Raw genomic sequence first — 24,969 nt, forward strand, 5'->3', positions numbered from 1 at the left:
TTCTCATTCCCGTACGCGTTCAGAACCCGTGTTCCGAGCGCCATTCGTCCAAAGTCTTCACCAGCGCCGCCAGCTCGCCACGCAGGTGCTCGGTGCCCTCGTCGAGGCCGGTCCGTCCCTTGCCGATCGCCGACGTGAACGGCTCGCCGACCAGGATGTCCACCCGTGGCCGCCAGCGCCGCCGCCCGTCGGCGGGCTTCAACGTCCCCCGCGTCGCGACCGGCAGCACGGTGGCGCCGGACGCCCGGACCAGCCAGGCCGCACCGCGTTCCGCCGCGCCGACGTCGCCGTCACCGCGGGTGCCCTCCGGGAAGATCCCGACGACACCGCCCGCCTTCAGCACCGACGAGGCGGTCATCAGCGGTTTGCGGTCGACCTCCCCGCGTTTGACCGGGATCTGCCCGATCGCCAGCAGGAACCGCCCCACCGCCCCGCCGAGGCTGTGGAACAGTTCCTCCTTGACCAGGAACGCCGACCGTCTCGGCAGCATTCCGAAGATCAGCTGCGGTTCGATGTACGAACTGTGGTTGGCGATCACCACCACCGGACCGGTGGCGGGCATCCGCTCCCGCCCGTGCACCCGGATGCGGAACGCCGACCGCAGATGGTACCGCGCGAACACTCGCCCGGCGTCGTGCAGCCCCCCGCGGGCGCCCTCGGGCAGCCCGGCTGCGCTCATGCGATCGCCTCGCTTCGCGAGACAGTGTCCATTCCCTTTTGGCGCATGATGTCCATGATTCGCTCGCAAGCGTTGCTCATCGAGCGGCCTCGGCCGAACACCCCGCCAGCAGACCGCGGTGGCTGGCCAGCTCGCAGAGCGCGACGATCACCTGATCGATGGACAGCTCCGAGGTGTCGACCGGCACCGCGTCCTCGGCGGCGCGCAACGGGGACGCGGTCCGGCTCGAATCGAGCCGGTCGCGGCGTTCGACGGACTCACGCGCGTCGGCCACCGTGGACTGCCGCCCGGCGGCGGTGTCCTGGCTGCTGCGGCGCGCGGCGCGGACGTCGGCCGACGCGGTGAGGAACACCTTGAGCGGCGAGTCGGGCACCACGACGGTGCCGATGTCACGGCCTTCCACGACGATCCCGCCGACCTCGCCGAGCACCTCGGCGATGATCCGGCGCTGCCGGGCGACGAGCAGCTCGCGCACGTGCGGCACCGCGGACACCGGCGAGACGGCCTTGGTCACCTCGGGACCGCGGATCTCGGCGGAGACGTCCTCGCCGCCGAGCCGGAATCCGGGGCGCTGCGGGCTGGTGCCGATCTCCAGGTCGACGCCGTCGGCGAGCCCGGCCACCGCGGCGGCGTCGGCCGGGTCGATCCCGGCGCGCAGCACGGCGAGGGTCACCATCCGGTACATCGCGCCGGTGTCGAGGTACCCGGCGCTGAGCCGGTCGGCGAGTTTGCGCGCGACGGTGGTCTTCCCGGTCCCGGACGGGCCGTCCAGCGCGACCACACCACGTAGGGCTCCCGACACCGGCACTCTCCTCGCGTTCCGTCCGCACCTGATCGCCGTACATTCTGCCCGGCGGCCGGTGGCGCGGATCAGTCGGCCGGTCCCGAAGCCCCGCTTCCGAAGCGGGCGACCAGGATCGCGAGCCGCTCCGCGCGGTGACCGGGACTCAGCCGGCGACCTCGATCGAGCGTGACGAGCCCGTGCAGCGCGGACCAGAACGTCTCGGCGAGCGTCCCGGTGGCGTCCCTTCCGGCGACCGGCGCCACCGCGGCCTCGATCGCTCCGAACGCGTTCCGTAGCGCTTCCGGCGCTTCCTCGGTCGCGAAGGGCAGCTCCGTGGGGAGAGTGAAGATCGCGTCGTAGAGCGCTGGGTTGGCGTCGGCGAACGCGACGTAGGCCTCGGCGACCGCGGCCAGCGGAGACGGCTCGAACGCGGCGGTGCCGAGTTGCTCGGCGAGTTCCGCGCAGCCCTCGACCGCGGCCGCCGCCATGATCGCGTCCTTGCCCGAGAAGTGGCTGTACAGCACCGGCTGGCTGTACTCGATCTTGGCCGCGAGCCGCCGGGTGGTGACCGCGTCCCAGCCCTCGGCCTCGGCGAGTTCACGGGCGGCGGCGACGATCCGCCGTTCCCGTTCGGCACGGTCGCGCGCTCGGCGCAGCTGCTGGGTCATGCGCCCGATGCTAGCACCGCTAGACAAACTAGCGTCGCTAGATTAGCGTTGCTAGCAATCCTAGCGCTGCTAGACAGTGCTGCTCAAAGCCAAACTGGAGGGACCCATGCTCGTCACCGGCTACATCCTCGTCGGACTCGTCGCGGCCATGATCATCTACGTCGGCCTGAACTACGTCTTCGCGCCCGCCAAGATCGCCGAGGGCTTCGGGTTCCGGACACTCCCGCAGAACGGCGAGGGCTACTACAACATCAAGGGCGTACGCGACATCGGGAGCGGCCTCGTCCCGATCGCACTGATGCTCTACGGCGACCCGCACGCACTCGCCTGGGTCATCCTCGCCGAGGCGTTCATACCGTTCGGCGACATGCTGGTCATCTTGCGGCACAAGGGAAAGAAGGCCGTCGCGTTCGGCGTCCACGGCGCGACCGCGGTGGTGATGGTCGTCGCATTCGTCCTGCTGCTGCTCGGGTGATCAAGCACGAATCGGACAGTGGGTTACCGTGGAGGAGTGAACGTCGAAGTGACCCCTCTGCCCGGAATCGGCGTCCGCAAGGATTTCGCCACCCGCAACGGCCGCCGCATCGGTGTCGTCACCCAGCGGGACGGGCAGATCGAGCTGATCGTGTCCAAGACCGACGATCCGGACGCCTGCCTCGCCTCGCTCCCGCTCACCGCGGAGGAGGCCGGGGCGCTGGCGAACCTGCTCGGCGCGCCGCAGCTGGTCGCCCAGCTCACCGAGGAACACCGGGACCTGCCGGGCATAAACACCCGGCAGCTGCCGATCAAGACGGCGTCGCCGTTCGACGGCCGGACGCTCGGGGACACCGCGATGCGCACCCGCACCAGCGTTTCCGTGGTCGCGGTGATGCGGGCCGGGCAGGTGCACCCGTCACCGGCGCCGGATTTCACCTTCACCGCGGGCGACTTGCTCGTCGCCGTCGGCACGTCCGAGGGGCTCGAGGCCGCCGCGAAGATACTCAAGTTCGGCTGATCCCGGGATGGACCACACCGCACTGTCCCTGATCGAACTCGGGGCGGTCTTCTTCGTGCTGGGCGCCCTCGGGCGCCTCGCCGGGAAGATCGGTCTCTCCCCCATCCCGCTGTACCTGCTCGGCGGCCTGTGTTTCGGCCAGGGCGGGCTCATCCCGCTCACCGACATCGGCGGCTTCACCCATCTGGCCAGCGAAATCGGCGTCGTCCTGCTGCTGCTCCTGCTGGGCTTGGAGTACTCGGCGGCCGAGCTGTTCACCGGCCTGCGCCGGTCGTGGATGGCGGGGCTGCTCGACATCGTGCTCAACGCGGCGCCGGGCGCGATCGTCGCGCTGATCCTCGGCTGGGGCCCGATCGGCGCGATCGTGCTCGCCGGCGTCACCTACATCTCCTCGTCCGGGATCATCGCGAAGGTACTGGGCGACCTCGGCAGGCTCGGTAACCGCGAAACACCAGTGGTGCTGTCGATCCTCGTGTTCGAGGACCTCGTGATGGCGCTGTACCTGCCGATCCTGACCGCGGTGCTCGGCGGGGTCAGCCTGCTCGGCGGGATGAAGGCCGTCGGGATCTCGCTGCTGGTGATCACCGTGGTGCTGGTGATCGCACTGAAGTTCGGCCGGTACGTGTCCGCCGCGGTGGACAGCCCGGACCGCGAGGTGTTCCTGCTCAAGGTGCTCGGCGCCGCGCTGCTGGTGGCCGGGCTGGCCTCGGCGATGCAGGTCTCGGCGGCGGTCGGCGCGTTCCTGCTCGGCATCGCGATCTCCGGCTCCACCGCGGAGAACGCGACACACCTGCTCGAACCGCTGCGCGACCTGTTCGCCGCGGTGTTCTTCGTGGTGTTCGGGCTCAACACCAACCCGGCGTCGATCCCGCCGGTGCTCGGCTGGGCGGTGGTGCTCGCGGTGGTGACGACGCTGACGAAGGTCGGCACCGGCTGGTGGGCCGCGCGAAGACAGGGCGTCGGGAAGCTCGGCCGGGCCCGCGCGGGTGCCGCCTTGGTCGCCCGCGGCGAGTTCTCGATCGTCATCGCGGGTCTCGCGGTGTCCGCGGGCGCCGTCACGGGCGAGCTCGCCGCGCTCGCGACGGCGTACGTGCTGCTCATGGCGATCCTCGGTCCGATCACGGCCAGGGTCGTCGAGCCGATCGCGAGGGCACTGGGCCGCAAGACAGCGGCGAAGGCCGCCGCCGCGTCCTCCTCGGGAGCGCCCTAACGCCGGGTGCCGAGCAGGAACCCGCCGACCGCGGTTTCCGCCAGCGGGTCCCGTCCGCTGGCCTCGGCGAACGCCGCCGGTTCGGCGACGCCGAGGGCGCAGGGCGCGAGCTCCATCGCGGTCGCCACGCAGTACATGGTCTGGTAGAGCACACCGACGTGCTTGAGCGTGAGCGCGTACGCCATCCGCTCGTACTTCCACATCACCCGGCCCACCCGCGCCGAGACGACGAACACCACCTGCGGCACCGTGATCAGTCCTCCTGCCGCCTGCTGAGCGTGCCGAACGAGCCGACGCACCGCCGGGACGCCGGGGCACGCCACCGGCCGCAGGACGTGCTCGAAAGCGTCGTAGTGGTACATGCCGGGCACAACACCGTCCACAGTGGACACGATCGGGTACACCTCCAGCTCGTGGGAGGCACCTCCGCTCGGATACGGCTTCCGCACGTGCTCGACCCCGTCGGCCTCCGCGGTGCCCTGGACCCGGGCGCAGCGATGCAGGAACTCCCCCAGCTGGGCCACCGTCAGCGGATGGTCGTCGTCGTGCTCGCGGACACTGCTCCGGCGGGCCAGCACCGCGGTCAGCCCGGGATCGGTGCGGGACATCGCTTCCGCGTCCGGCTCCGGCAGCGCGACCGCGGGGCCGGGGTACGGCTCGGGGCGCGCCGGGAGCGGATCGTGGATCCCCTTCGCCCAGTACGTCCCGGCGAATCCCTCGCCGAGCTGACCCCGCTCGTCACGTTTGCTGCGTGCGTGGAACCACAGCTCGTGCGGGCTCCACTGCCGGGTCCGGAGGTCGTTCTCCGCGCCCGCGTCCACGAGCAGCCCGGCCCACCACAGGTCCCGCCGGAGGCGAGCCCGCAGGCCGTCCGGGAAAGCGGAGACGCCCGGTTTTCCCGCGTACCCGCCGATTTCGGCGAGCACCGCCGGATCGCGGACCTCGACGTCGCACCAGGCCACCGGGGATTCGACGACCATCCCGTCCGTTCCCGCCCGGATCACCGCGAACCGGGACAGCCGCTGCTCCCCGTCACCCGGATCACCGAGTACCGGCGGCGGGCGCAACGGCTGCATCCGGTACAGATCCGTCCCGCCGCTGGTCACCGTGAGCACCAGCCACCCGCCGTCGCGCAGCACCCGGAGCAGCCGCTCACCCTCGGGGCTCGCGAGTTCCTCGGGCGTGTGCGGGCGCTCGGCCAATGCCGCCAGGATCGCGAGGGCGGCGTCGTCGAGCACGCCGATCGTCTCCGCGTACCGGTCGCAGAGCAGGCTCGTCTTCCCGTCGGGCGACCGGACGCTGGACACACCGCCGCGCAGGGCGTAGTGCTCACCGAACTCGGTCATGGCGCCCCAGGGTAGTGCTCAGGGCAGGTCGAGCCGACCCTGCGGCGCCGCGTCGACGTGCGCGAGCGGCCCGGGAGCGGCCGGGACGCCTTCACCGGAGAACGCCGAAGGCGTGCCGGACAGCGGCAAGGTGACCGCCGTCTTGGCCAGGTCGATCGTCAGCTTCGGCGCCCTCGCGGGTGCCGAGATGAAGCCGCGGTCGGTGCCGCCGATGATCAGTGCCAGGGTGTGCCCGCGCGGCACGACGTGGTCGGTGCTCGCCAGCCGGAACGTCATCGTGTACGCCGTGCCCGGGACGAGCGGCTCCTCCTTCGACAGCGAGCGGTAGTTCGCCAGATCCGCCCAGCCCCGGCTGATGATGGTGTAGTCCACGTTCGTCGTGTCGGCCGTGGTCACCTTGTAGCAGGCATCGTCACCTGGCGCGTTCGCTCCCCAGCACGTCTCCGACGTCCCGGTGTTGATGCCCTCGCCCCGGCCCGCGAAGTTCCGGATCGTCGCCGGCCCGTAGTCGACGAGCACCGCGGACAGCCGGGCCGACGACGTGCTCGGCGTCGCGGTCACGCTGATCGAACCGGTGCCGGACACCTGGAGGTCGTTCTCGAGTTTCCCGGTGCTGTACAGCAATCGCGAGCCCGACGCGGTGCCGGGATTCGCCGCCCAGTCGCTCTCGCCCTGCGACGGATCGTCGGTGAACGCGGCGGTGCCCGATGACGCGCCGGGGGTCAGCGAGCCGAGTCCCGGCACACCGCCCGCCTTGGCCCGCAACACCGTCGGCGACGCGTTCGCCGCGGGCCACGCGGACTGGTCGGCCCACTGGTCGGGCTGCCGTTCGACACTCGCCATCGGGCCGCGTTCGACGCCGTTGTCGATGCCCATCAGGTAGTGGTCGAACCAGCGGTGCAGCAGGTCGGCCCAGTCCGCGCGCCGGTAGTCGAACGGATCGACGTGCCCGGTCTGTGCCAGCCAGATCTTCCGCTCGACGCCGTTCACCGCGAGCGCGTCCCACCACTGTCCGAAGTGGATGGTCTTGACGTTGAGATCGTTCACCCCGTGGGAAAGCAGCACGCTCGCGCGGATGTTCTTCGCCTTGGCCGCGTAGTAGTCACGCTCGGCCCAGAACGGCCCGTAGTCGCCGTTCGCCGTCGCGCCCTGGGTCAGTTTCCGGTTCTGCGCCGAACAGTCCTGCCCGCTGTTGCGCTGTTCGACGGTCCGCGCCAGGCCGACCGGGTCGAAGCCGAACGTCGCGCCGTCGGACCGGTAGTAGTCGTACCAGGAGCTGATCCCCGCGATCGGCACGATGGTCTTCAGCCCGGCGACCCCGGTCGACGCGACACCGTTGGCGATCGTGCCGTCGTAGGACTTGCCGATCATGCCGACGTTCCCGGTGCTCCAGCTCGCCGGCACCGCGCTGCCACCGGTTTTCGCGCTGTAGCCCGTCGCGCGGCCGTTGAGCCAGTCCACGACCGCCTTCGCCGACTGCACGTCCGAGACACCACCGACGTCGACACAGCCTTGGGAGCGGTTCGTCCCGGCGAGATCGACCAGCACGACGGCGTACCCGCGCGGCACGAAGTAGTTGTCGTAGTAGAGCGGGAAACCGACCGGACGGCCGTTCGCGTCGTAGGTCTTGCGCTCGCTTTCGTTGCCGCGGCCGCAGCACGAGTAGTACGGGCTGGCATCCATGATCACCGGGATCTTGATGCCCTTGGCCACGGTTTCCTTCGGGCGCACGATGTCCGCGGCGACGCGGTCCGGTTTGCCGTCGCCGTCCCCGTCGCGGCCGGTGTCCACCCAGACGGTCTCGCGGATCGCGCCCGCGAAGTCGTACACCGGATCGGTGCCCTTGACGCGCGGTGCCGCGGACGCACCGCTGGGCACCAGCATCGCGACCGTCACCGCCACCACCGTCGCGAGCACACCCGCCGAACCGAACCGCACAGCAGCCTCCCGGGATCCGTGGCCGCCAAGCTAGAAGCTGCCAACTTCGCCCGGTAGAGCGGAAAGTGGGTATTCGGACGGCGGCCGCCCGTTCGGCCTAGAGATCGACCGAGCGGTACAGCGAACCGACCTCGCCGCGGGTCAGCCTGCGGATCGAACCCGGCCGCTGGTTGCCCAGCTGGACCTCGCCGACGGCTGTGCGGACGAGCTTGAGCACCGGGTGGCCGGTGTCCTTCAGCAGCCGCCGCACGATGTGCTTGCGGCCCTCGTGGATCACCAGCTCGACCAGTGTCTTGCCGGAGTGCATGTCCTTGACCCGGAACTGGTCCACCTTGACGATGCCGTCCGGCAGCTCCCAGCCCTTGCGCAGTTCCTTGCCGAGCCCGCGCGGCACGAGCCCGTCGACCTCGGCCAGGTACGTCTTCAGCACGCTGAACGACGGATGCATCAGGCGGTGCCCGAGATCGCCGTCGTTGGTCAGCAGCAGCAGGCCCTCGGTGTTCTCGTCGAGCCTGCCGACGTGCACGACCCCGGGCGTCTCCTCGTACCGGCCGCGCAGGTAGTCGCCGACGCACGGGCGGCCGCGGTCGTCCGACATCGTCGAGTGCACGCCCTTGGGCTTGTTGAACGCGAGGTACACCAGATCGTCGCGCAGGTTCACCCGCGTGCCGTCGACGTGGATCACCGATTCGAGCGGGTCGACCCGGCGGCCGAGCTCGGTGACCACCTCACCGTTCACCTCGACCCGGCCCGCCACGATCAGGTCCTCGGCGGCGCGGCGCGAGGCCACGCCCGCCTGGGAGAGCACCTTCTGCAGACGAACTCCGTCGGGATGTTCGCTAGATGTCATCGATCGTGTCCACTTCGGGTAGCAAGGGAGCGATGGGGGGCAGGTCGGCCAGCGACGACAGCCCCAGCCGCTCCAGGAACAACTCGGTCGTCACGTACAGCGTGCCGGTGGTCTCGGGATCGGTCCCCATCTCCTCGATGAGGCCGCGCGCGAGCAGTGTCCGGATCACGCCGTCCACGTTCACGCCACGCACCGCGGCGACCCTGGCCCTGGTCACCGGCTGCCGGTACGCGATCACGGCGAGGCTCTCCAGCGCGGCCCTGGTCAGCTTCGACCGCTGGCCGTCCAGCAGGAGCTTCTCCACGAACGGGGCATAGACGTCCCTAGTGTAGAACCGCCACCCCTCGCCGACGCGCCGCAGGTCGATCCCGCTGCTGCGCTCGGTGAACTTCTGCGCCATGGTGCGCAGCGCGACGGTCACCCGCGACACCGGCTGTTCGACCGTCTCGGCAAGGGTTTCCTCGCTCGCCGGGGAGTCGATGACCAGCAGCAACGCCTCCAGCGCGGCCTCCAGCGCCTCGTCGGAGGTGACGTCGGGCAGGTCGCTCGCGTCCCCCGCGGCCACCAGCCCGGACTCCGGATCGTCGGGATCCAGTTCGGCCGGACCATCCGGGGTTTCCTCCGGCGAAGCGGCTTCGTCGGCCTCGGGCTTCTCACCCTCTTCGGCCGTACCCGGAAGGTCGTCCGGCGTACCCGCAGAGTCGTCCGGCGTACCCGAGGCGTCGTCCGGCGTACCCGAGGCGTCGTCCGGCGTACCTGGGGAGTCGGATGGCGAGCCGACTGGCTGGGTACTCGAGCCGACCGTCTCGGTACGCGAGTCCTCCGGTTCCGGAGCCTCGGCGACGTCCGGTTCGTTCTCCTCGTTGCTCACCCGTACTCCTCGTCCTCAGCCGTGGCCCGGTCGTGCTCGGCCGCGACGACCACCTCCTCGACGCTGCCGCCGGTCCACCGCACATGCAGTTCCGCCAGCGCCTCGAGCTGTTCGAACTGCACCGAGGCCTCGCGGTACAGCTCCAGCAGCGCGAGGAACCGCGCGACGATCTCGACCGTGTGCTCGCAGTCGTCGACCAGTTCGCCGAACGTCGCCTGCCCGCGCTCGGCCAGCTTCAGCCGCAGCAGCGCCGCGTGCTCGCGCACCGACACCCGGCCCATGTGGATGTGCGCGATCGACACCGTCGGCGGCGGCTTCGGCTTGAACACCGCGACCGCGATCTCGGCGAATTTCGCCGGGTCGACGCCGATCATCACCTCGGGCAGCAGCCCGACGAAGCGGTCCTCCAGCGCGACCGAACGCGGATACCGCCGCAGCGCACCGGCTTCCAGCTCGCCGAACAACGCCGCCACCTGCTTGTACGCGCGATACTGCAGCACCCGGGCGAACAGCAGGTCCCTGGCTTCCAGCAGCGCGAGGTCGTCCTCGCTCTCGACCTCGGCGGCGGGCAGCAGGCGTGCCGCCTTGAGGTCGAGCAGGGTCGCCGCGATGACCAGGAACTCGGTCGTCTCGTCGAGGTTCCAGTCCTCGCCCAGTTCCCGGGTGTAGGCGATGAAGTCGTCGGTGACCTGATGCAGCGCCACCTCGGTGACATCGAGCTGGTGCTGGGAGATCAGCTGCAGCAGCAGGTCGAACGGGCCCTCGAAGTTCGCCAGCCGCACCTTGAACTTCGACGTGCTCAGTTCCTCGGCGGCCAGCCCCTCCGGGATCGTGCCCCCGTGCACGGTCTCGTGCACCGGAGCCGGTTCGTCCTGGCTGGGCTGCGGGGGCTGCTCGTCCGGCTCCGGCGCCTGCTCAGCCGATGCCGGTTCGTCCATCAGGCCTCGGTTTCGCTCTCGTCGTCGCCGAGCGCCCGCAATCGCTGGACCAGCACCGACTGCTCGCCGTTCTGGTCGAGATCGGCCAGCAGCACGGCGACGGCCTCCCGCACCAGCCTGCCGCGGTCGAGCACCAGACCGTGTTTCGCCCGCAGGTTCAGCCGGGCCTGCTCCATCGCCAGCAGTTCGTCGCCGGAGACGTACACGGTGATCTTCGCGTCGTGCTTGGTCCGGCCGGATCCGCGCCGGGCGGCACCGCTGCGGGACAGCTGGTCCTGGTGCCCGTTCCCGCTCGCCTTGCCGTTCCCCGCGCCGCCACCGCTCTCGCCGTTCTTGCCGCCGCCGTTCCCGGCGGAGACCGGCTTGGCGGGGGTGTCGAGGGCAGGGTTGGCGGTGCTGGTCGTGATGCGGAACAGTTCCGACGCTCCGGGCAGGGAAGCTCGCCTGCTCACCGAGCGATCACCTCGCGGGCGAGCGCGCGATAGGCCGCCGCGCCCGCGGATTTGGGAGCCCAGGTCGTGATCGGCTCCCCGGCCACAGTGGTCTCCGGGAACCGCACGGTGCGGTTGATCACCGTGTCGAACACGGTGTCGCCGAATGCCTCCACCACGCGAGCCATGACCTCCTTCGAGTGCAGGGTTCTCGGGTCGTACATGGTGGCGAGAATCCCCGTTATGTCCAGTTTGGGGTTGAGGCGTTCCTGCACCTTCTCGATGGTGTCGATCAAGAGCGCTACGCCTCGCAGACTGAAGAACTCGCACTCCAGCGGGATGATCACACCGTCCGCGGCGGTCAGTGCGTTCACCGTGAGCAGGCCGAGCGAGGGCTGGCAGTCGACAAGAACATAGTCGTAGTCGTTCATGACCGGACGAAGGACCCGTAACAACGTGTGCTCGCGTCCTACCTCAGCGACAAGCTGGACCTCCGCCGCGGACAGGTCGATGTTGCTCGGCAGCAGGTCAACGCCGTCTACGGAGGTTTTGCGGATGACGTCGGTGATCACCACCGACCGCTCCATGATGACGTTGTAGACCGTCTGGTCCAGTTCGTGCGGCTGAATGCCGAGGCCGACCGACAGCGCGCCCTGCGGGTCGAAGTCGACCAGCAGCACCCGGCGCCCGCATTCGGCGAGCGCGGCGCCGAGGTTGATGGTCGAGGTCGTCTTGCCGACGCCGCCCTTCTGGTTGCACATGGCCATGACCTGCGCCGGGCCGTGCTTCTCCAGTGGGGGCGGCTCGGGGATCTCGCGGCGCGGGCGCCCGGTCGGGCCGAGCCCGTCGTCCTCGCGCGGCTTCAGCCGGTTCTTGGCGCGGGCCTTGCGGCCCTTGGGCCGGACCGGGGTCTCCGACGGTTCGTCGCCGTCGTGCTCGGCGGGGGTCGCGATGGTCACCTGGCTGAGGTTCGCCGCGACCGAACCGGCGGACGCGGCCGGGCGCTCCGGCTGGTTCGGTGTCGACATAGCGAAAAAGCTCCTCGTTCGGCAGAGTCCTCGGCAGCCTATGCGGGAATTCGCGGCGCTGCCAAAGCGGCTCGCCGACCGCGATGGGGCGATCTCTTCCGCACCGTGCGAAGTCCTTTGCGCCGTTCAGCCCAGTGCGCGGGGATGCGCGGTGGCGTAGACCTCGCGAAGTGTGTTGACCGTGACGAGCGTGTAGACCTGCGTCGTGGTCACCGAGGCGTGGCCGAGGAGCTCCTGGACCACCCGGACGTCGGCACCGCCCTCCAGCAGATGCGTGGCGAACGAGTGGCGCAGGGTGTGCGGCGAGACGGCGGCCGAGATGCCCGCGCGCTCGGCGGTGTCCTTGAGCACCTGCCACGCGCTCTGCCGCGACAGCCTGCTCCCCCGGGCATTGAGGAACATCGCCGGCGTCCCCCTGCCGTGTGCCGCCAACGCGGGACGGGCCCGCACGAGGTAGGCGTCGAGGGCGGCGAGCGCGGGGCGGCCGATCGGCACCAGCCGCTGTTTCCCGCCCTTGCCGTCGAGCAGCACGGTGCGTTCGGCCTCGTCGATGTCGTCGACGTCGAGCCCGACCGCCTCCGAGATCCGGGCGCCGGTGGAGTACAGCAGCTCCAGCAGCGCGCGGTCCCGCAGCGGGCGCTCCCCGTCCGGCGGCGGGGTTTCCAGCAGCCGCAGCACATCCGCGACCGGCAGCGCCTTGGGCAGCCGCTTCGCCGGCGTCGGCGGGCGGACCTCGCGGGCCGGGTCGTGCTCGGTGATGCCGTCGGCGTAGGCGAACTTGTGCAGCCCCCGGACGGCGACGAGCGCCCGCGCCGCCGAAGACGCCGCCAGCGGACGGTGTTCTTCGTCGCCTTCCCGCAGCGCCGCGCCGAACGCGGTGATGTGGGCCGAAGTGACGTCGGCGAACCCCGTCACGCCCGCGTTGTCGAGGTGGGCGGCGTAGCGGCGGAGGTCGCGGGCGTAGCTGTCCAGCGTGTTGCGCGCGGTGCCGCGCTCGACGGTCAGATGGTCGAGATACGCGGCGATCGCGTCGGCCACTGCCCTGCTCCCCGCGCCTGCCACGGGGACACCTTAGGACTCCCCTGGCCGGTTCCGGCCCCGACCGGCCGGAGCCTTCCCGAGGTACCGTGAAGAATGGACCACGACGACCTGCGCATCGGCACCGCCGAACGCGAGGAGTCGGCGCGGCTGCTCGCGGAGCACTTCAGCCAGGGCAGGCTGACGCCCGACGAGTACGAAACCCGGGTGACCGGCGCGTACGCGGCGACCACGCGGGCCGAACTGCGCCCGTTGTTCACCGATCTGCCCGCTCCGCACCCGGCGTTCCTCGCCCCGCCCCTGCGCATCGACCACCCGCTGCCGTACCCGCCACCCGCGGCGAACGGCCTGCCCGCCGCCGTCCCGTGGCAGCCGCCGCCGGTGCCGTACTCGCCGAAGTCCCGGATGGTCGCCGGGATCCTGCAGATCGTGCTCCCCTTCGGCAGCGGCCGCCTCTACACCGGGCACGTCGGGATCGCCGTGCTGCAGTTCGCCGTGTTCGTCATCACCGCGGGCTTCGGCGCGCTCTGGCCGATCATCGACGGCATCGTCATGCTCGCCAACGGCGGTTTCGACAACCACGGCCGCCGCCTCCGGGACTGAGCTTTCAGCTACGACGGGCGGCGAAGCGGGTGGGGCGGTCCCGCCACGGCGCGTCGGCCGGGCGGGGCGCGGCCGCCCCGGTGACGACGGCGTGCGCGGCGAGGACCCCGCCGACCGTCGCCCCGTTGACCAGTTCGCCGGACAACGCCATCCGCACCGCCTCGGCCAGCGGGAAGCGGCGGATCACCAGATCCGCCTCCTCCTCGCCGAGCACCTCACGGTCCACTTCGGACAGATCGCGGGCCAGGAAGACACGCACCACCTCGTCGGTGAACCCCGGCGAGGCCGCGATGTCCACCAGCGTCGACCAGTCCGCCGCCGCGAGCCCGGCCTCCTCGACCAGCTCGCGCTTCGCGGTCCCGACCGGGTCCTCGCCTTCGTGGTCGATGAGCCCGGCGGGCAGCTCCCACAGCCGCCGCCCGATCGGGTGGCGGTACTGGTGCACGAGCGTGACCGCGCCGTCCGCGTCGAGCGCGACCACCGCGACCGCGCCGAGGTGTTCGATCACCTCGCGCGTCGCGGGGGTCCCGCCCGGCATCACGACCTCGTCGATCCGCAGGCCCACCACGCGTCCGATGTGGACATCACGGCTGCCCGCGACGGTGAACTCGTGCGTCCCGGGCTCGGTCACCGCGCCGCCACCGGGGTTTCCGGCAGTTCGACCGGCAGCCGCTCGGCGACCTTGCGGTCCACCACGGCCTTGACGAACGCGCCGAACAGCGGATGCGGCCGGGTCGGGCGGCTCTTCAGCTCGGGGTGCGCCTGCGTGCCGACGAAGAACGGGTGCACGTCGGCGGGCAGCTCGACGAACTCGACGAGGTGATCGTCGGGCGAGGTGCCGGAGAACACCAGCCCCGCGTCGGAAAGCCGCTTGCGGTAAGCGTTGTTGACCTCGTAGCGGTGGCGGTGCCGCTCGGAGACCTCCGTGCTGCCGTACGCCTTCGCGACCTGCGAGCCCGCCTTGAGCTTCGCCGGGTACGCGCCGAGCCGCATGGTGCCGCCCATGTCCCGCTCCCCCGCGACGACGTCACGCTGGTCGGCCATGGTCGAGATCACCGGATGCGTGGTGTTCTCGTCGAACTCGGCGGAGTTCGCGCCCTCGATGCCCGCCAGGTGCCGGGCCGCCTCGATCACGATGCACTGCAGGCCGAGGCACAGCCCGAGCAGCGGCAGGCCGTGCTTGCGCGCGTACTCGACCGCGCCGACCTTGCCCTCGATACCCCGGATGCCGAACCCGCCGGGGATCAGCACGCCGTCCACATCGGACAGCACGGAAGCCGCGCCGGACGCGGTCTGCGCGTCGTCGGAGGCGACCCAGACGATCTCCACCTTGGCACGGTGGGCGAATCCGCCGGCGCGCAGCGCCTCGGTGACCGAGAGGTACGCGTCGGGCAGATCGATGTACTTGCCCACCACGGCGATCCGCACGGTCTCGGCCGGGTTGTGCACGCGGTCGAGCAGATCGCCCCACACCGTCCAGTCCACGTCGCGGAACGGCAGGCCGAGCCGGCGCACGACGTAGGCGTCGAGCGCCTCGCTGTGCAGCACCTTCGGGATGTCGTAGATCGACGGGGCGTCGGGGCAGGCGATGACGGCCTCGGTGTCCACATCGCACATCAGGCCGATCTTGCGCTTGAGGTCCTCGGGGATCTCGCGGTCGGCCCGGCAGACCAGCGCGTCGGGCTGGATACCGATGTTGCGCAGCGCGGCCACCGAGTGCTGGGTCGGCTTGGTCTTCAGCTCGCCCGAGGGCGCCAGGTACGGCACCAGCGAGACGTGCAGGAAGAAGCACTGGTCGCGGCCGACGTCGTGGCGGACCTGGCGGCACGCCTCGAGGAACGGCAGCGACTCGATGTCGCCGACCGTGCCGCCGACCTCGGTGATCACCACGTCCGGCGCCTGGCCGGACTCGTCGGCCTGCGCGGCCGCGGTGATCCGGGACTTGATCTCGTCGGTGATGTGCGGGATGACCTGCACCGTGTCGCCGAGATACTCGCCGCGACGCTCCTTCGCGATCACCTCGGAGTAGACCTGACCGGTCGTGACGTTGGCCTTGCCGTCGAGGTCGCGGTCGAGAAAACGTTCGTAGTGCCCGATGTCCAGATCGGTCTCGGCGCCGTCGTCGGTGACGAACACCTCACCGTGCTGGAACGGGTTCATCGTGCCGGGGTCCACATTGAGGTATGGATCCAGCTTCTGCATCGTGACCCGGAGCCCACGTGCGGTAAGGAGCTGACCCAGGCTGGAAGCCGTGAGTCCCTTACCCAGAGAGGAGGCGACGCCTCCGGTGACAAAGACATACTTGGTTGCCCGCGACTGAAGTCCCACGGGCCTCCACCTTATCTCACGTCCGCCGAACCGCTCGGCAGCCATGCGCGAAGAGCCCATATCGGGTCGTCACCGCGCGTGTCGGGACTACTAAGCTCACCACCGTGACTGACGTGAACGCAGCCGAAGACCGGTGGACCGCACCGATCGCCAAGGGCCCGCTGGACGCCGACGTGCGCGTCCCCGGCTCGAAGTCGATCACCAACCGGGCCTACGTGCTCGCCGCGCTGGCCGGGGCGCCGACCCGGATCCGGCAGCCGCTCGATTCGCGGGACGCCCGGCTCATGCTCGGCGCGCTGTCCGCGCTCGGCGCCCGTTCCCAGGCGACCACCGACGGCGTCCTCGTGCATCCGATCGCGGCGAGCGGTTCGGGCCGCGGCGAGCCGGTCACGGTCACGCTGGGCAACGCCGGCACGGTCGCGCGGTTCACCCCGGCGCTGGCCTCACTCGGGTTCGCCCCGGTCCTCTTCGACGGCGACGAAGCCATCCGGCGGCGCCCGATCGGACCGCTGCTGGACGCGCTGCGCGCGCTCGGCGCCCGCATCGAGGACGACGGCCGCGGCGCGCCGCCGTTCACCGTGCACGGCGAGGGCGGCCTGCGGGGCGGCGCGGTGAATCTCGACTCCTCGGCGTCGAGCCAGTTCCTGTCCGCGCTGCTGCTCGCCGCGCCCGCCTTCGAACAGGGCGTCACGGTCCGGCTCGTCGGCGGCACCCCGCCGAGCGAACCGCACATCGCGATGACGATGGACATGCTGCGCCGCTTCGGCGCGGTGGTGGAACGCGACGGCACCGAATTCCGCGTGGAGCCGACGAAACTCTCGTGCCCGGGGTACGTGGTGGAGCCCGACCTGTCGACGGCGGCGCCGTTCGTGCTCGCGCCGCTGCTGACCGGCGGCACCCTGCGCCTCGCGGGCTGGCCGGAGCACACGACCCAGCCGGGCGACTGGCTGCGCACGCTGCTGCCCGCGCTCGGCGCGACGGTGCGTCTCGACGCCTCGGGCCTGACGGTCACCGGCGGCGAGACGATCCCCGGCGTCGAACTGCATCTGCACGAGGTCGGCGAGCTGACCCCGGTGATCGCGGCCCTGCTGTGCTTCGCCGAGGGCCCGTCGGTGATCTCCGGCGTCGCGCACCTGCGCGGGCACGAGACCGACCGGCTGACCGCGCTCGCCACCGAACTGTCCGCGCTCGGCGGTTCGGTGTCCGAAACGGACGACGGCCTGCGGATCACCCCGGCGCCCTTGCACGGCGGGCTGTTCCACACCTACGAGGACCACCGGCTGGTGATGACGGCCGCGCTCCTCGGCCTGCGCGTAGAGGGCGTCGAGGTCGAAAACCCCGCCACCGTGGGCAAAACCTTCCCCGAGTTCACCAGCACCTGGACCACGATGCTCGGCTGATCACGCGAGATCTCCGTTCAATCACGCGAGATCCGCGCCCCATCACGCGAGATCCGCGTCCGATCACGCGAGTCCGGGTCAGCCGGTGACACGATCCTCGCCGGCGAACAACGTCGCGACGGTGACCTCCCGGTTGACCCGGACGTGCTCGGCCGCGCTCGTCCTGGCGCGCTCGGCGTCCCCGGACGCGATGGCCTCGTACAGCCGCCGGTGTTCGTCCAGCAGATCGGCCCAGTGCTCGTTCTGACTCGTCAGCCAGCGCAACCGGCCTTCGAGCGGCTGAAGCACCGTCGACAGCAGTGTGTTGCCCGCGATCGCCACGATCTCGTCGTGGAACCGGACGTTCAGCGCGGCGATCCGCGTGCCGTCGCCGCGCACGGTGGCCTTCGCGGCGGCGTCGAGCGCGCGCTCCAGCCGTTTGAGGTCCGCCGGGGTCGCGCGTTCCGCCGCCAGCCCGGCCGCGAGTCCTTCGAGCGCCTCGCGGACGTCGAACAGCTCCTCGACGTCGACGCGCGCCAGCTGCCGCACCACCACCCGCCGCGGGGACTGGACGGCCAGGAATCCCTCGGCTTCGAGGCTGCGGATCGCCTCGCGCACCGGCACCCGGGACACGCCGAGGTCCTCGGCCAGTTCGCGCTCCACCAGCCGGTCCCCCGGCCGGAGCCTGCCGGTCAGGATCCGCTCGCGCAGTTCGTCGCGCACCCGCTGCCGGGTGGCGGCCAACGGCTGCGGCATCCCCGCCGACGTGCTCATCCAGCCCCTCTCGGTCAACGCCCGTGTAACCGGTCGTAACACGAGTTTATCGCCGGGAGTCTTGACGGACGGGAACGACGGGGTGATATTTGGGATACCAATTTTTGGGATACCAAATCGCCGTCCTCGCACGTCGATCGGAGGCACCCATGACCGCCGCCCCGCTCGCCCACGCCGCCGGACCGCCCCCGACGTCCCCCGATCCACGCCTGTGGAACGCCGACCTCGCACCCGCGAAGGAACGCCGCTGGAAGGTGTACGACATCTTCGCGCTCTGGATGTCCGACGTGCACAACCTCGGCAACTACACCTTCGCGGCGGGCCTGTTCGTGCTCGGGCTCTCGGCGTGGCAGGTGTTCACCGCGCTGCTGTTCGGGTTCGTCCTGATCTACGCCGGCATGAACCTGATGGGCCGGATCGGGCAGCGCACCGGCGTCCCGTTCCCCGTCGTCGCGCGGATCAGCTTCGGCACGTTCGGCGCCAACCTGCCCGCGCTCATCCGCGCGGTCATCGCGATCTTCTGGTACGGCATCCAGACCTACCTCGCCTCGGTCGCCATCACCGTGCTGGTGCTCGCCATCGATCCGGGCCTGAAACCCTGGACCGAACACGGTTTCCTCGGCCTGCACGCGCTCGGCTGGGCCTGTTTCCTCGCGCTGTGGCTCGTCCAGGCGCTGATCCTGACCAAGGGCATGGAGTCGGTGCGCCGGTTCCAGGACTGGTGCGGGCCCGCGATCTGGGTCGTGATGCTCGCGCTCGCGGTGTGGATCCTCGCCGCGGGCCACTGGAACATTTCGCTCACCAGCAACCCGAAGGCACTGTCCACAGGGGAGCAGTTCCGGCAGTGGTTCGGCGCCGTCGGGCTGATCCTGTCCATCTACGGCACGCTGATGCTGAACTTCTGCGACTTCTCCCGCTTCGCCCCGGACCAGAAAACGGTGCGGCGCGGGAACTTCTGGGGCCTGCCGATCAACTCGACGGCGTTCGCGCTGCTCTCGGTGTTCATCACCGCCGGCAGCCTGCAGGTGTTCGGCGAGGCCATCACCGACCCGGCGGCGCTGCTGGCCAGGGTGCACAGCACCCCGGTGCTGATCGCCGGGGCGCTGACGTTCGCGGTCGCCACGATGGGCGTCAACATCGTCGCCAACTTCGTCTCGCCCGCCTACGATCTGGCCAACATCTGGCCGAAGCGGATCAGTTTCACCGTCGGCGGCATGATCAGCGCCGTCGCCGCGCTGTGCGTCCTGCCCTGGAAGCTGTACTCCTCCCCCGCCGTGGTCAACTACTTCCTCGGCGGGCTCGGCGCGTTCCTCGGCCCGCTGTTCGGGATCATGATCGTCGACTACTACCTGATCCGGCGCGGCAAGGTCGACGTCGACGCGTTGTTCGTCGCCGATTCCTCCTCGCCGTACCACTACCGCCGGGGCGTCAACCCGCGCGCGCTCGTCACGTTCCTTCCGACTGCCGCGCTGTCCGCCGTGATCGCGCTCGTGCCCGCGTTCGCCCCGGCCGCGCCGTACTCGTGGTTCATCGGCACCGCTTCGGCCGCGCTGCTGTACCGCGCGGTCTCCAGGGCGCACTGATGCGCATCCTCGTCACCAACTGCAACACGACCGAGGCGATGACGAAGGAGATCGAAGCCGGGGCACGGGCCGCCGCGAGCCCCGGCACCGAGATCCTGGCCAGAACCCCGCGCTGGGGACCGGAATCCGCCGAGGGATGGCTCGACAGCTTCCTGTCCGCCGCCGCGGTCCTCGATCTGCTGCGCGGGATCGAGGAGCCGTTCGACGCCGTCGTGCTGGCGGGGTTCGGCGAGCACGGCCGGGAAGGCGCGCGCGAGCTGCTCGACGTCCCGGTCGTCGACATCACCGAGGCCGCCGCGCATCTCGCGTGCCTGCTCGGCCGCCGCTACGGCGTGGTGACCACTTTGGACAGAACGTGCGGCCTGATCGAGGACAGCCTGCACGCGGCCGGGGTGGCGCAGAACTGCGTCGCCGTCTTCGGGGCCGGGCTCGGCGTGCTCGAACTGGCCGACGAGCACCGCACCGAGTCGGCGCTGCTCACCGCCGGCCGCCGCGCCCGCGACGCCGGGGCCGAGGTGCTGGTGCTCGGCTGCGCGGGGATGACCGGGCTGGACCGCAGGATCGGGGCCATGCTGGACATCCCGGTCATCGACGGCGTCGCCGCCGCGGTCCGGCTCGCGGAGTCCCTCGTCGCGCTGGGACTCCGGACCAGCCGGGCGGGCTCGTACGCCCGGCCGCTCGAAAAACGCCGTGTCTGGCCGCCCGCCGCCGATTGACACCCGGGCCGCGCGCACCGCAGAATTCCTCCGCCACAGCCGCTCGCCGCCCGGCTGCTCGTGGGGACTTCGGCGTCCCCGGAACACGGAAAGGGCGGTCAAAGGTGCGAAAGCAGCTACGGGCGCTGGGCACGGCGGTGCTCACCGCGGGCCTCGCGCTGATGCCGGTGAGCGGCACAGCGGAAGCGGCCCCGATCCCCCGCACGGTGGTCATGGACGGTGTGCAGCTCGCCAAGATCAGATCCGGCCTCAGAACCGGCACGGCCACTCCCGCTCAGCGGGACGCGCTCAAGGGGTTGCTGTCCAAAGCGGACGGTTTCCTCGGTGACGCGCCGTGGGCGGTAACCCACAAGCAGCAGACGCCGCCCAGTGGCGACAAGCACGACTACCTCAGCCAGGCGCCGTACTGGTGGGCGAGCAAGCCACGGACGCCCGACAATCCGCAGGGCTGCCCGTACGTCCAGCGCGACGGCGAGCGCAATCCCGAGGCCGACGCGATCAGCGATCACACCGAACGCGGGCGGGCCTTCGAGGCCATCCCCGCGCTGGCGCTGGCCTGGTACTACACGGGCGACCGGAAGTACGCCGAACACGCGGAGACCGCCGTGCGCGCCTGGTTCCTCGACCCGGCGACCCGGATGAACCCGAACATGACCTACGCGCAGCTGATTCCCTGTCGCACCGACGTCCGCGGCACCGGGATCATCGACTCGACGCAGTCGTTCACGTCGGTCGTCGACGCGTTCGCCGTCCTCGACGCCGGTGCGCCCGGCTGGCTCGGCAAGGACCGCGCGGGCATCATGAAGTGGCTCACCCGGTACCTCGACTGGATGCGGACCAGTCCGCAGGCGAAGAAGGAACTCGCCGCCACCAACAACCACGGCACGTTCCTCGACATGCAGAACGCCGCGATCGCCCTGTACATCGGCGAACGGGACCTCGCAAGGTCCATAGTGGACACCGCGAAGACCGAACGGATCGGCAAGCAGATCGCCGCCGACGGCAGCCAGCCGCTGGAGCTGTCCCGTACGAAGACCTGGCACTACTCGAACTTCAACCTGACGGCGCTGGGCAGGCTCGCCGAGATCGGCAGGCACGTCGGCGTGGACCTGTGGTCGTATCAGGCGCCGGGCGGTGGCAGCCTGCGCAAGGCCGTCGACTACCTCATCCCCGGCGCGGTCCACGGGAAGAGTGCTTGGCCGCACGAGGAAATCGGCCCGTTCGACCAGTGGATCGCGGTGGACATCCTGCACGCCGCGGCGGAACAGGGACACGACGCGCAAGCGGCGGCGGCGCTGAAGCAGGTCCCCGCGCCGCCGGGCGGTGACCTGTGGCCGATACGCCCGGCCTGCGTCTCACTCAATCTGCCGGCGAAGTGAGGCCAGGAGGGCGTCGGCGGCAGTCCCGGCCGCGAAGCATTTACGCACTCAAGTGCCGGATGCCAGAGTCGAGGCATGACCTTCGACGTCGACGCCCTCCGAGCCCACTTCCCCGCTCTCGCCAAGGGAGCCGCTTTCTTCGACGGCCCCGGCGGAACGCAGACTCCCCGGCCCGTCGCCGAGGCCATCTTCGCAACGATGACCGGTCCGCTGTCCAACCTGGGCGGCGGAGGCAGCCCGTCGGAGCTCAATGCCGAGAACGCGGTCGCGGGCTTCCGCGCCGCCTACGCGGACCTGCTCAACGTCTCGCCGGCGGGCATCGTCCACGGTCGCAGCGCCACCCAGCTGACCTATGACTTCTCCCGGCACCTGGCCAAAACCTGGCACGCGGGGGACGAGATCGTCCTCAGCCGTCTGGACCACGACTCCAACATCCGGCCGTGGGTCCAGGCAGCCGAGCGGGCCGGAGCGCTCGTCCGCTGGATCGAGATCGACGCCGAGACCACCGAACTCGACCTCGATTCCTTCGTCCGTGTCCTCTCGGACCGGACACGCCTGGTCGCGGTCACCGCCGCTTCGAACCTGCTCGGCACCAAGCCGCCCGTCCGCCGGATCGCCGAGCTGGCCCACGACGCCGGTGCCCTGGTGTACGTCGACGGAGTGCATTACACGCCGCACCAGCTGGTGGACGTGCCGGCACTGGGAGCGGACTTTTTCGTCTGCTCGCCGTACAAGTTCCTCGGCCCGCACTGCGGCGTCCTCGCCGCGGCGCCCGCACTCCTCGAAACCCTCCGTCCGGACAAGCTGGCGCCGTCACCCGACACCGGGCCGGAGCGGTTCGAGTTCGGGACGCTGCCGTACGAAATGCTGGCGGGCGCCACCGCCGCGGTGGACTTCCTCGCCGGGATCGACCCCGGCACGGGCGGATCGCGGAGGGAACGACTGGCCCATTCGCTGCGCTCGGTGCACGACCACGAACTCGAACTACGTGCCAGGGTGGAAAAAGCGCTCCGCGGCTGGGAAGGAGCGGTCACCGTCCATTCGAAGGCGGACGACCGCACCCCGACCATCCTGATGGGCCTCGGCGGCCGCGAGCGGGCAGCGCAACTGCACCTCGCCGAGCGAAATGTCATCGCCGTGGCAGGGTCGTTCTACTCGCCCGAAGCTTTCGCCGCGCTGAAGCTGTCCGCTCCCGCATTGCGGGTCGGGTTGGCGCCGTACAACAACACCGACGACGTCGACCGGCTTCTCGACGGCCTTTCCACTTTCCTGTGAAGGAGTCCTAGTTGCCGCTGGCGTTGCCCACGCCGGGCGCGGGTGCCTGGGCGTTGCCCGCGATGCCGTACCGGCCGGAACCGCCGTCGAGCTGTTCCTTCAGCGCGAGAATCGTGCTGATCCGGCCCGCCGCCGAGTCCGCGTTGTCCACTGTGGACAGGATCGACGTGATGGCGGTGTCGGCCCTGGCGACACCGAGCGCGCCCGCGCCCTCGGCCGACCCCGGGTTGCCCGCCAGCACCGTGCCCGCGCCGGAACGGTCGAGCTGCGCGGCGAAACGGGCGATCGTGGCCGCGCGGTCACCCGCGCCGTCGCCGGAGGCCTGCGCCCCGGTGAGCACCACCGCGAGCTGAGCGGGTTTGACGTCCTGGCTGGGCTTCACGAAACCGCCGTCGGTGAGCCCGCCGAGCGCGGCCGCCAGTTCGGCGGGCGTCGACTGCGGCTTGGCGCTGGCCTTGTCGAGCAGCAGCGTCGAACCGAGCAGGGCGCCGGCGAGCGTGCCGGAGTCGCCCGCGGTCGGGAACTTCGAGCCCGCCGGCTGCAGCCGCGTGACGACGTCGCGCAGCTGATCGGTCTTCGCCGGGTCGGTGAACATCCCGGTCAGCTGGACCTCGCCGGTGACCGAGGCGCCGGACTCCCCGATGAGCTTCTTGAGCGCGTCGCGGTCGGCGGGACGAGCGTCCTCTGTGGTCACCAGGACCACGGATCGCTTGTCCAGCGCCCCGGCGACGACCTTCGCACCGGTCGCGCCCGCGAACGCGTCCGCGTCGGCCAGCCGCGCGTTGAGCGCGTTGCGCTGTGCCTCGAGGTCGGAGACCTGCTTGCCGAGATCCTGCTTCTGGTCCGAAAGCCCCGACAGCAGGCTGCCGTTGAGCGCCGTGGAACCGAGCACCACCCCGACGGCCAGTGCCAGGAAGCAGGCGGCGATGGAAACGACGTGGTACCGCAGCGAAATCACGTGAAGAGCCCCTTGACCCAGCCGATGAACGAGTTCCAGGTGTGGCGGATCCAGTCCAGGTAGACCGAGCCCACATCGGAGACGAGCAGCGCCGCGATCACCACCACGACGGCCGCGAGGACGAGCAGCGCGATGGCCCCGACCGAGACCCGGCTGCGGTGCAGGGTGGCGACCGCCTTGCCGTCCACCAGTTTCGTGCCCAGCTTGAGCCGGGTGAGGAACGTCGACGGGTTGGACCCCGAGCGGCCGTGGTCGAGGAATTCCCGCAGCGTGGCCTGGAATCCCACGGTGACGACCAGACTCGCGCCGTGCGCGTCGGCCAGCAGCAGCGCGAGATCCTCGGAATTGCCCGACGCCGGGAAGGTCACCGCGCCGATGCCGAGATCCTGGATGCGCTCGACGCCGGGAGCGTGCCCGTCCGGCTGCGCGGGCACGACGACCTCGCCGCCGGTGCGCAGCGTTTCCGCGCCGATGCCGTGCGGGTCGCCGACGATGACGTCCGGCTTGTAGCCCTGCGCGCGCAGCGTGTCCGCCCCCGCGTCGACGCCGATCAGCGCGGGCCGGTGCTCGGCGATGTACTTCTTGAGGTGCTTGAGGTCCTCGGCGTGCCCGGTGCCGCCCGCCACCACCAGGACGTGCCGGTCGCGCAGCGGCACCTGCAGCTCCGGGACGCCCACGCCGTCCAGGATCAGGGTGCGTTCGCGGCGCAGGAACTCGATGGTGTTCGCCGAAAACGCTTCCAGTTGCGTCGACATCCCGGCCTTGGCCTCGATCATCTGATCGGCGACGCTTTCCGCCGTCTGCTCGATCCCGGAGGCCACCTGGCGCTCGCCGATGTAGACGACGCCGTCGTGCAGCCGGAGCTTGGTGCCGTCCTTGACCGAGCGCAGCAGATCGCCACCGACGGAGTCGATGAGCGGGATCCCCGCGCCGAGCAGGATCTCCGGGCCGAGGTTGGGGAACCTGCCGGAGATCGAGGGCGAGGCGTTGACCACACCGGCGACCTCGGCCTCCACCAGCGCGTCGGCCGTCGCGCGGTCGAGGTCGAGCTGGTCGAGCACGACGATGTCGCCGGGGCTGATCCGGCGCAGCAGCTCCCGGGTGCGGCGGTCGACCCGTGCGACGCCGGTGATCCCGGGAAGGGCCTCGTTGTTCCGCGTGAGCAGACCGGTGAGCTTCATGTTGCCGATGGTGACAAA

General features: G+C 70.6%; 25 protein-coding genes. 9 read left to right on the plus strand and 16 right to left on the minus strand.

What is annotated here, in order from left to right; translation table 11 throughout:
* Positions 1-19 precede the first annotated feature (19 nt).
* The 3 genes from ACFWX1_RS35640 to ACFWX1_RS35650 all read right to left on the minus strand — a co-directional run bounded on the left by ACFWX1_RS35640 (position 20) and on the right by ACFWX1_RS35650 (position 2,131).
* Entirely contained in the window at positions 20-679 is a 660-nt protein-coding gene (locus ACFWX1_RS35640) for a lysophospholipid acyltransferase family protein (RefSeq protein WP_378394196.1), read from the minus strand.
* Positions 680-755: 76 nt separating this feature from the next.
* Entirely contained in the window at positions 756-1,460 is a 705-nt protein-coding gene (gene cmk / locus ACFWX1_RS35645) for a (d)CMP kinase (protein ID WP_378394224.1), read from the minus strand.
* Positions 1,461-1,549: 89 nt separating this feature from the next.
* A complete protein-coding gene (locus ACFWX1_RS35650; protein WP_378394197.1) occupies positions 1,550-2,131 on the minus strand; it encodes a WHG domain-containing protein in 582 nt (193 codons plus the stop codon).
* Positions 2,132-2,237: 106 nt separating this feature from the next.
* Here ACFWX1_RS35650 and ACFWX1_RS35655 point away from each other — a divergent pair, with 106 nt between their 5' ends.
* From ACFWX1_RS35655 to ACFWX1_RS35665, 3 genes are read left to right on the plus strand one after another with little or no spacing between them, the layout of a single operon-like run.
* A complete protein-coding gene (locus tag ACFWX1_RS35655; RefSeq protein WP_378394198.1) occupies positions 2,238-2,606 on the plus strand; it encodes a DUF4267 domain-containing protein in 369 nt (122 codons plus the stop codon).
* Positions 2,607-2,642: 36 nt separating this feature from the next.
* Complete coding sequence (locus tag ACFWX1_RS35660; RefSeq protein WP_378394199.1) at positions 2,643-3,125, plus strand: cation:proton antiporter regulatory subunit; 483 nt, start codon at positions 2,643-2,645, stop codon at positions 3,123-3,125.
* Between the two features lie 7 nt (positions 3,126-3,132).
* Positions 3,133-4,335, plus strand: a complete 1,203-nt coding sequence (locus ACFWX1_RS35665) for a cation:proton antiporter (RefSeq protein WP_378394200.1) — start codon at positions 3,133-3,135, stop codon at positions 4,333-4,335.
* Here the strand turns inward: ACFWX1_RS35665 and ACFWX1_RS35670 are convergent.
* The 8 genes from ACFWX1_RS35670 to xerD all read right to left on the minus strand — a co-directional run bounded on the left by ACFWX1_RS35670 (position 4,332) and on the right by xerD (position 12,799).
* Complete coding sequence (locus ACFWX1_RS35670; RefSeq protein WP_378394201.1) at positions 4,332-5,681, minus strand: SagB family peptide dehydrogenase; 1,350 nt, start codon at positions 5,679-5,681, stop codon at positions 4,332-4,334. The genes ACFWX1_RS35665 and ACFWX1_RS35670 overlap by 4 nt on opposite strands.
* Positions 5,682-5,699: 18 nt before the next feature.
* The gene (locus tag ACFWX1_RS35675) at positions 5,700-7,598 is read right to left on the minus strand and encodes a Xaa-Pro dipeptidyl-peptidase (RefSeq protein WP_378394225.1); all 1,899 of its coding nucleotides are present in this window, start codon (positions 7,596-7,598) and stop codon (positions 5,700-5,702) included.
* A gap of 118 nt (positions 7,599-7,716) precedes the next feature.
* The gene (locus ACFWX1_RS35680) at positions 7,717-8,469 is read right to left on the minus strand and encodes a pseudouridine synthase (RefSeq protein ID WP_378323982.1); all 753 of its coding nucleotides are present in this window, start codon (positions 8,467-8,469) and stop codon (positions 7,717-7,719) included.
* The gene (gene scpB, locus ACFWX1_RS35685) at positions 8,459-9,340 is read right to left on the minus strand and encodes an SMC-Scp complex subunit ScpB (RefSeq protein WP_378394202.1); all 882 of its coding nucleotides are present in this window, start codon (positions 9,338-9,340) and stop codon (positions 8,459-8,461) included. The genes ACFWX1_RS35680 and scpB overlap by 11 nt, the downstream gene beginning before the upstream one ends.
* Complete coding sequence (locus ACFWX1_RS35690) at positions 9,337-10,278, minus strand: segregation and condensation protein A (RefSeq protein WP_378394203.1); 942 nt, start codon at positions 10,276-10,278, stop codon at positions 9,337-9,339. The genes scpB and ACFWX1_RS35690 overlap by 4 nt, the downstream gene beginning before the upstream one ends.
* Positions 10,278-10,730: a cobyrinic acid a,c-diamide synthase gene (locus ACFWX1_RS35695; RefSeq protein WP_378394204.1), complete on the minus strand. Its 453-nt coding sequence runs from the start codon at positions 10,728-10,730 to the stop codon at positions 10,278-10,280. Before ACFWX1_RS35695 ends, ACFWX1_RS35690 begins: the two co-directional genes overlap by 1 nt.
* Positions 10,727-11,737 carry a ParA family protein gene (locus tag ACFWX1_RS35700; protein ID WP_378394205.1) on the minus strand — a complete coding sequence of 337 codons (1,011 nt, stop codon included), beginning with the start codon at positions 11,735-11,737 and terminating at the stop codon, positions 10,727-10,729. Before ACFWX1_RS35700 ends, ACFWX1_RS35695 begins: the two co-directional genes overlap by 4 nt.
* Before the next feature lie 126 nt (positions 11,738-11,863).
* Entirely contained in the window at positions 11,864-12,799 is a 936-nt protein-coding gene (gene xerD, locus ACFWX1_RS35705; RefSeq protein WP_378394206.1) for a site-specific tyrosine recombinase XerD, read from the minus strand.
* A gap of 72 nt (positions 12,800-12,871) precedes the next feature.
* Between xerD and ACFWX1_RS35710 the strand changes: the two genes are divergently transcribed.
* Positions 12,872-13,378 (plus strand): DUF1707 domain-containing protein, encoded by a 507-nt coding sequence (locus ACFWX1_RS35710; RefSeq protein WP_378394207.1) that lies wholly within the window; start codon positions 12,872-12,874, stop codon positions 13,376-13,378.
* 4 nt (positions 13,379-13,382) lie between these two features.
* On the opposite strand, the gene ACFWX1_RS35715 is transcribed toward ACFWX1_RS35710, so the two are convergent.
* Both ACFWX1_RS35715 and ACFWX1_RS35720 read right to left on the minus strand, forming a co-directional pair.
* Positions 13,383-14,009 carry an NUDIX domain-containing protein gene (locus ACFWX1_RS35715; RefSeq protein WP_378394208.1) on the minus strand — a complete coding sequence of 209 codons (627 nt, stop codon included), beginning with the start codon at positions 14,007-14,009 and terminating at the stop codon, positions 13,383-13,385.
* The gene (locus tag ACFWX1_RS35720; protein WP_378394210.1) at positions 14,006-15,706 is read right to left on the minus strand and encodes a CTP synthase; all 1,701 of its coding nucleotides are present in this window, start codon (positions 15,704-15,706) and stop codon (positions 14,006-14,008) included. Before ACFWX1_RS35720 ends, ACFWX1_RS35715 begins: the two co-directional genes overlap by 4 nt.
* A gap of 104 nt (positions 15,707-15,810) precedes the next feature.
* On the opposite strand from ACFWX1_RS35720, the gene aroA reads away from it, so the two are divergent.
* The gene (gene aroA, locus ACFWX1_RS35725; RefSeq protein WP_378394211.1) at positions 15,811-17,106 is read left to right on the plus strand and encodes a 3-phosphoshikimate 1-carboxyvinyltransferase; all 1,296 of its coding nucleotides are present in this window, start codon (positions 15,811-15,813) and stop codon (positions 17,104-17,106) included.
* Positions 17,107-17,184: 78 nt separating this feature from the next.
* On the opposite strand, the gene ACFWX1_RS35730 is transcribed toward aroA, so the two are convergent.
* On the minus strand, positions 17,185-17,859 hold the full coding sequence (locus ACFWX1_RS35730) for a GntR family transcriptional regulator (protein WP_378394212.1): 675 nt from the start codon (positions 17,857-17,859) through the stop codon (positions 17,185-17,187).
* A 149-nt stretch (positions 17,860-18,008) separates the two neighbouring features.
* On the opposite strand from ACFWX1_RS35730, the gene ACFWX1_RS35735 reads away from it, so the two are divergent.
* The 4 genes from ACFWX1_RS35735 (at position 18,009) to ACFWX1_RS35750 (ending at position 22,812) form a co-directional block, all read left to right on the plus strand.
* Positions 18,009-19,442: an NCS1 family nucleobase:cation symporter-1 gene (locus ACFWX1_RS35735; protein WP_378394213.1), complete on the plus strand. Its 1,434-nt coding sequence runs from the start codon at positions 18,009-18,011 to the stop codon at positions 19,440-19,442.
* Entirely contained in the window at positions 19,442-20,158 is a 717-nt protein-coding gene (locus tag ACFWX1_RS35740) for an aspartate/glutamate racemase family protein (RefSeq protein WP_378394214.1), read from the plus strand. The genes ACFWX1_RS35735 and ACFWX1_RS35740 overlap by 1 nt, the downstream gene beginning before the upstream one ends.
* A 104-nt stretch (positions 20,159-20,262) precedes the next feature.
* Entirely contained in the window at positions 20,263-21,537 is a 1,275-nt protein-coding gene (locus tag ACFWX1_RS35745; protein ID WP_378394215.1) for an alginate lyase family protein, read from the plus strand.
* Positions 21,538-21,612: 75 nt separating this feature from the next.
* Entirely contained in the window at positions 21,613-22,812 is a 1,200-nt protein-coding gene (locus ACFWX1_RS35750; RefSeq protein ID WP_378394216.1) for a cysteine desulfurase-like protein, read from the plus strand.
* Positions 22,813-22,819: 7 nt separating this feature from the next.
* Here ACFWX1_RS35750 and ACFWX1_RS35755 read toward each other — a convergent pair whose 3' ends face one another.
* Entirely contained in the window at positions 22,820-23,770 is a 951-nt protein-coding gene (locus ACFWX1_RS35755) for a copper transporter (RefSeq protein ID WP_378394217.1), read from the minus strand.
* Positions 23,767-24,951, minus strand: coding sequence for a putative cytokinetic ring protein SteA (steA, locus tag ACFWX1_RS35760; protein WP_378394218.1), 1,185 nt, complete (start codon positions 24,949-24,951; stop codon positions 23,767-23,769). The genes ACFWX1_RS35755 and steA overlap by 4 nt, the downstream gene beginning before the upstream one ends.
* Positions 24,952-24,969 lie beyond the last annotated feature (18 nt).

It is taken from the genome of Amycolatopsis sp. NPDC059021, assembly GCF_042739895.1.
Classification (GTDB): Bacteria; Actinomycetota; Actinomycetes; order Mycobacteriales; family Pseudonocardiaceae; genus Amycolatopsis.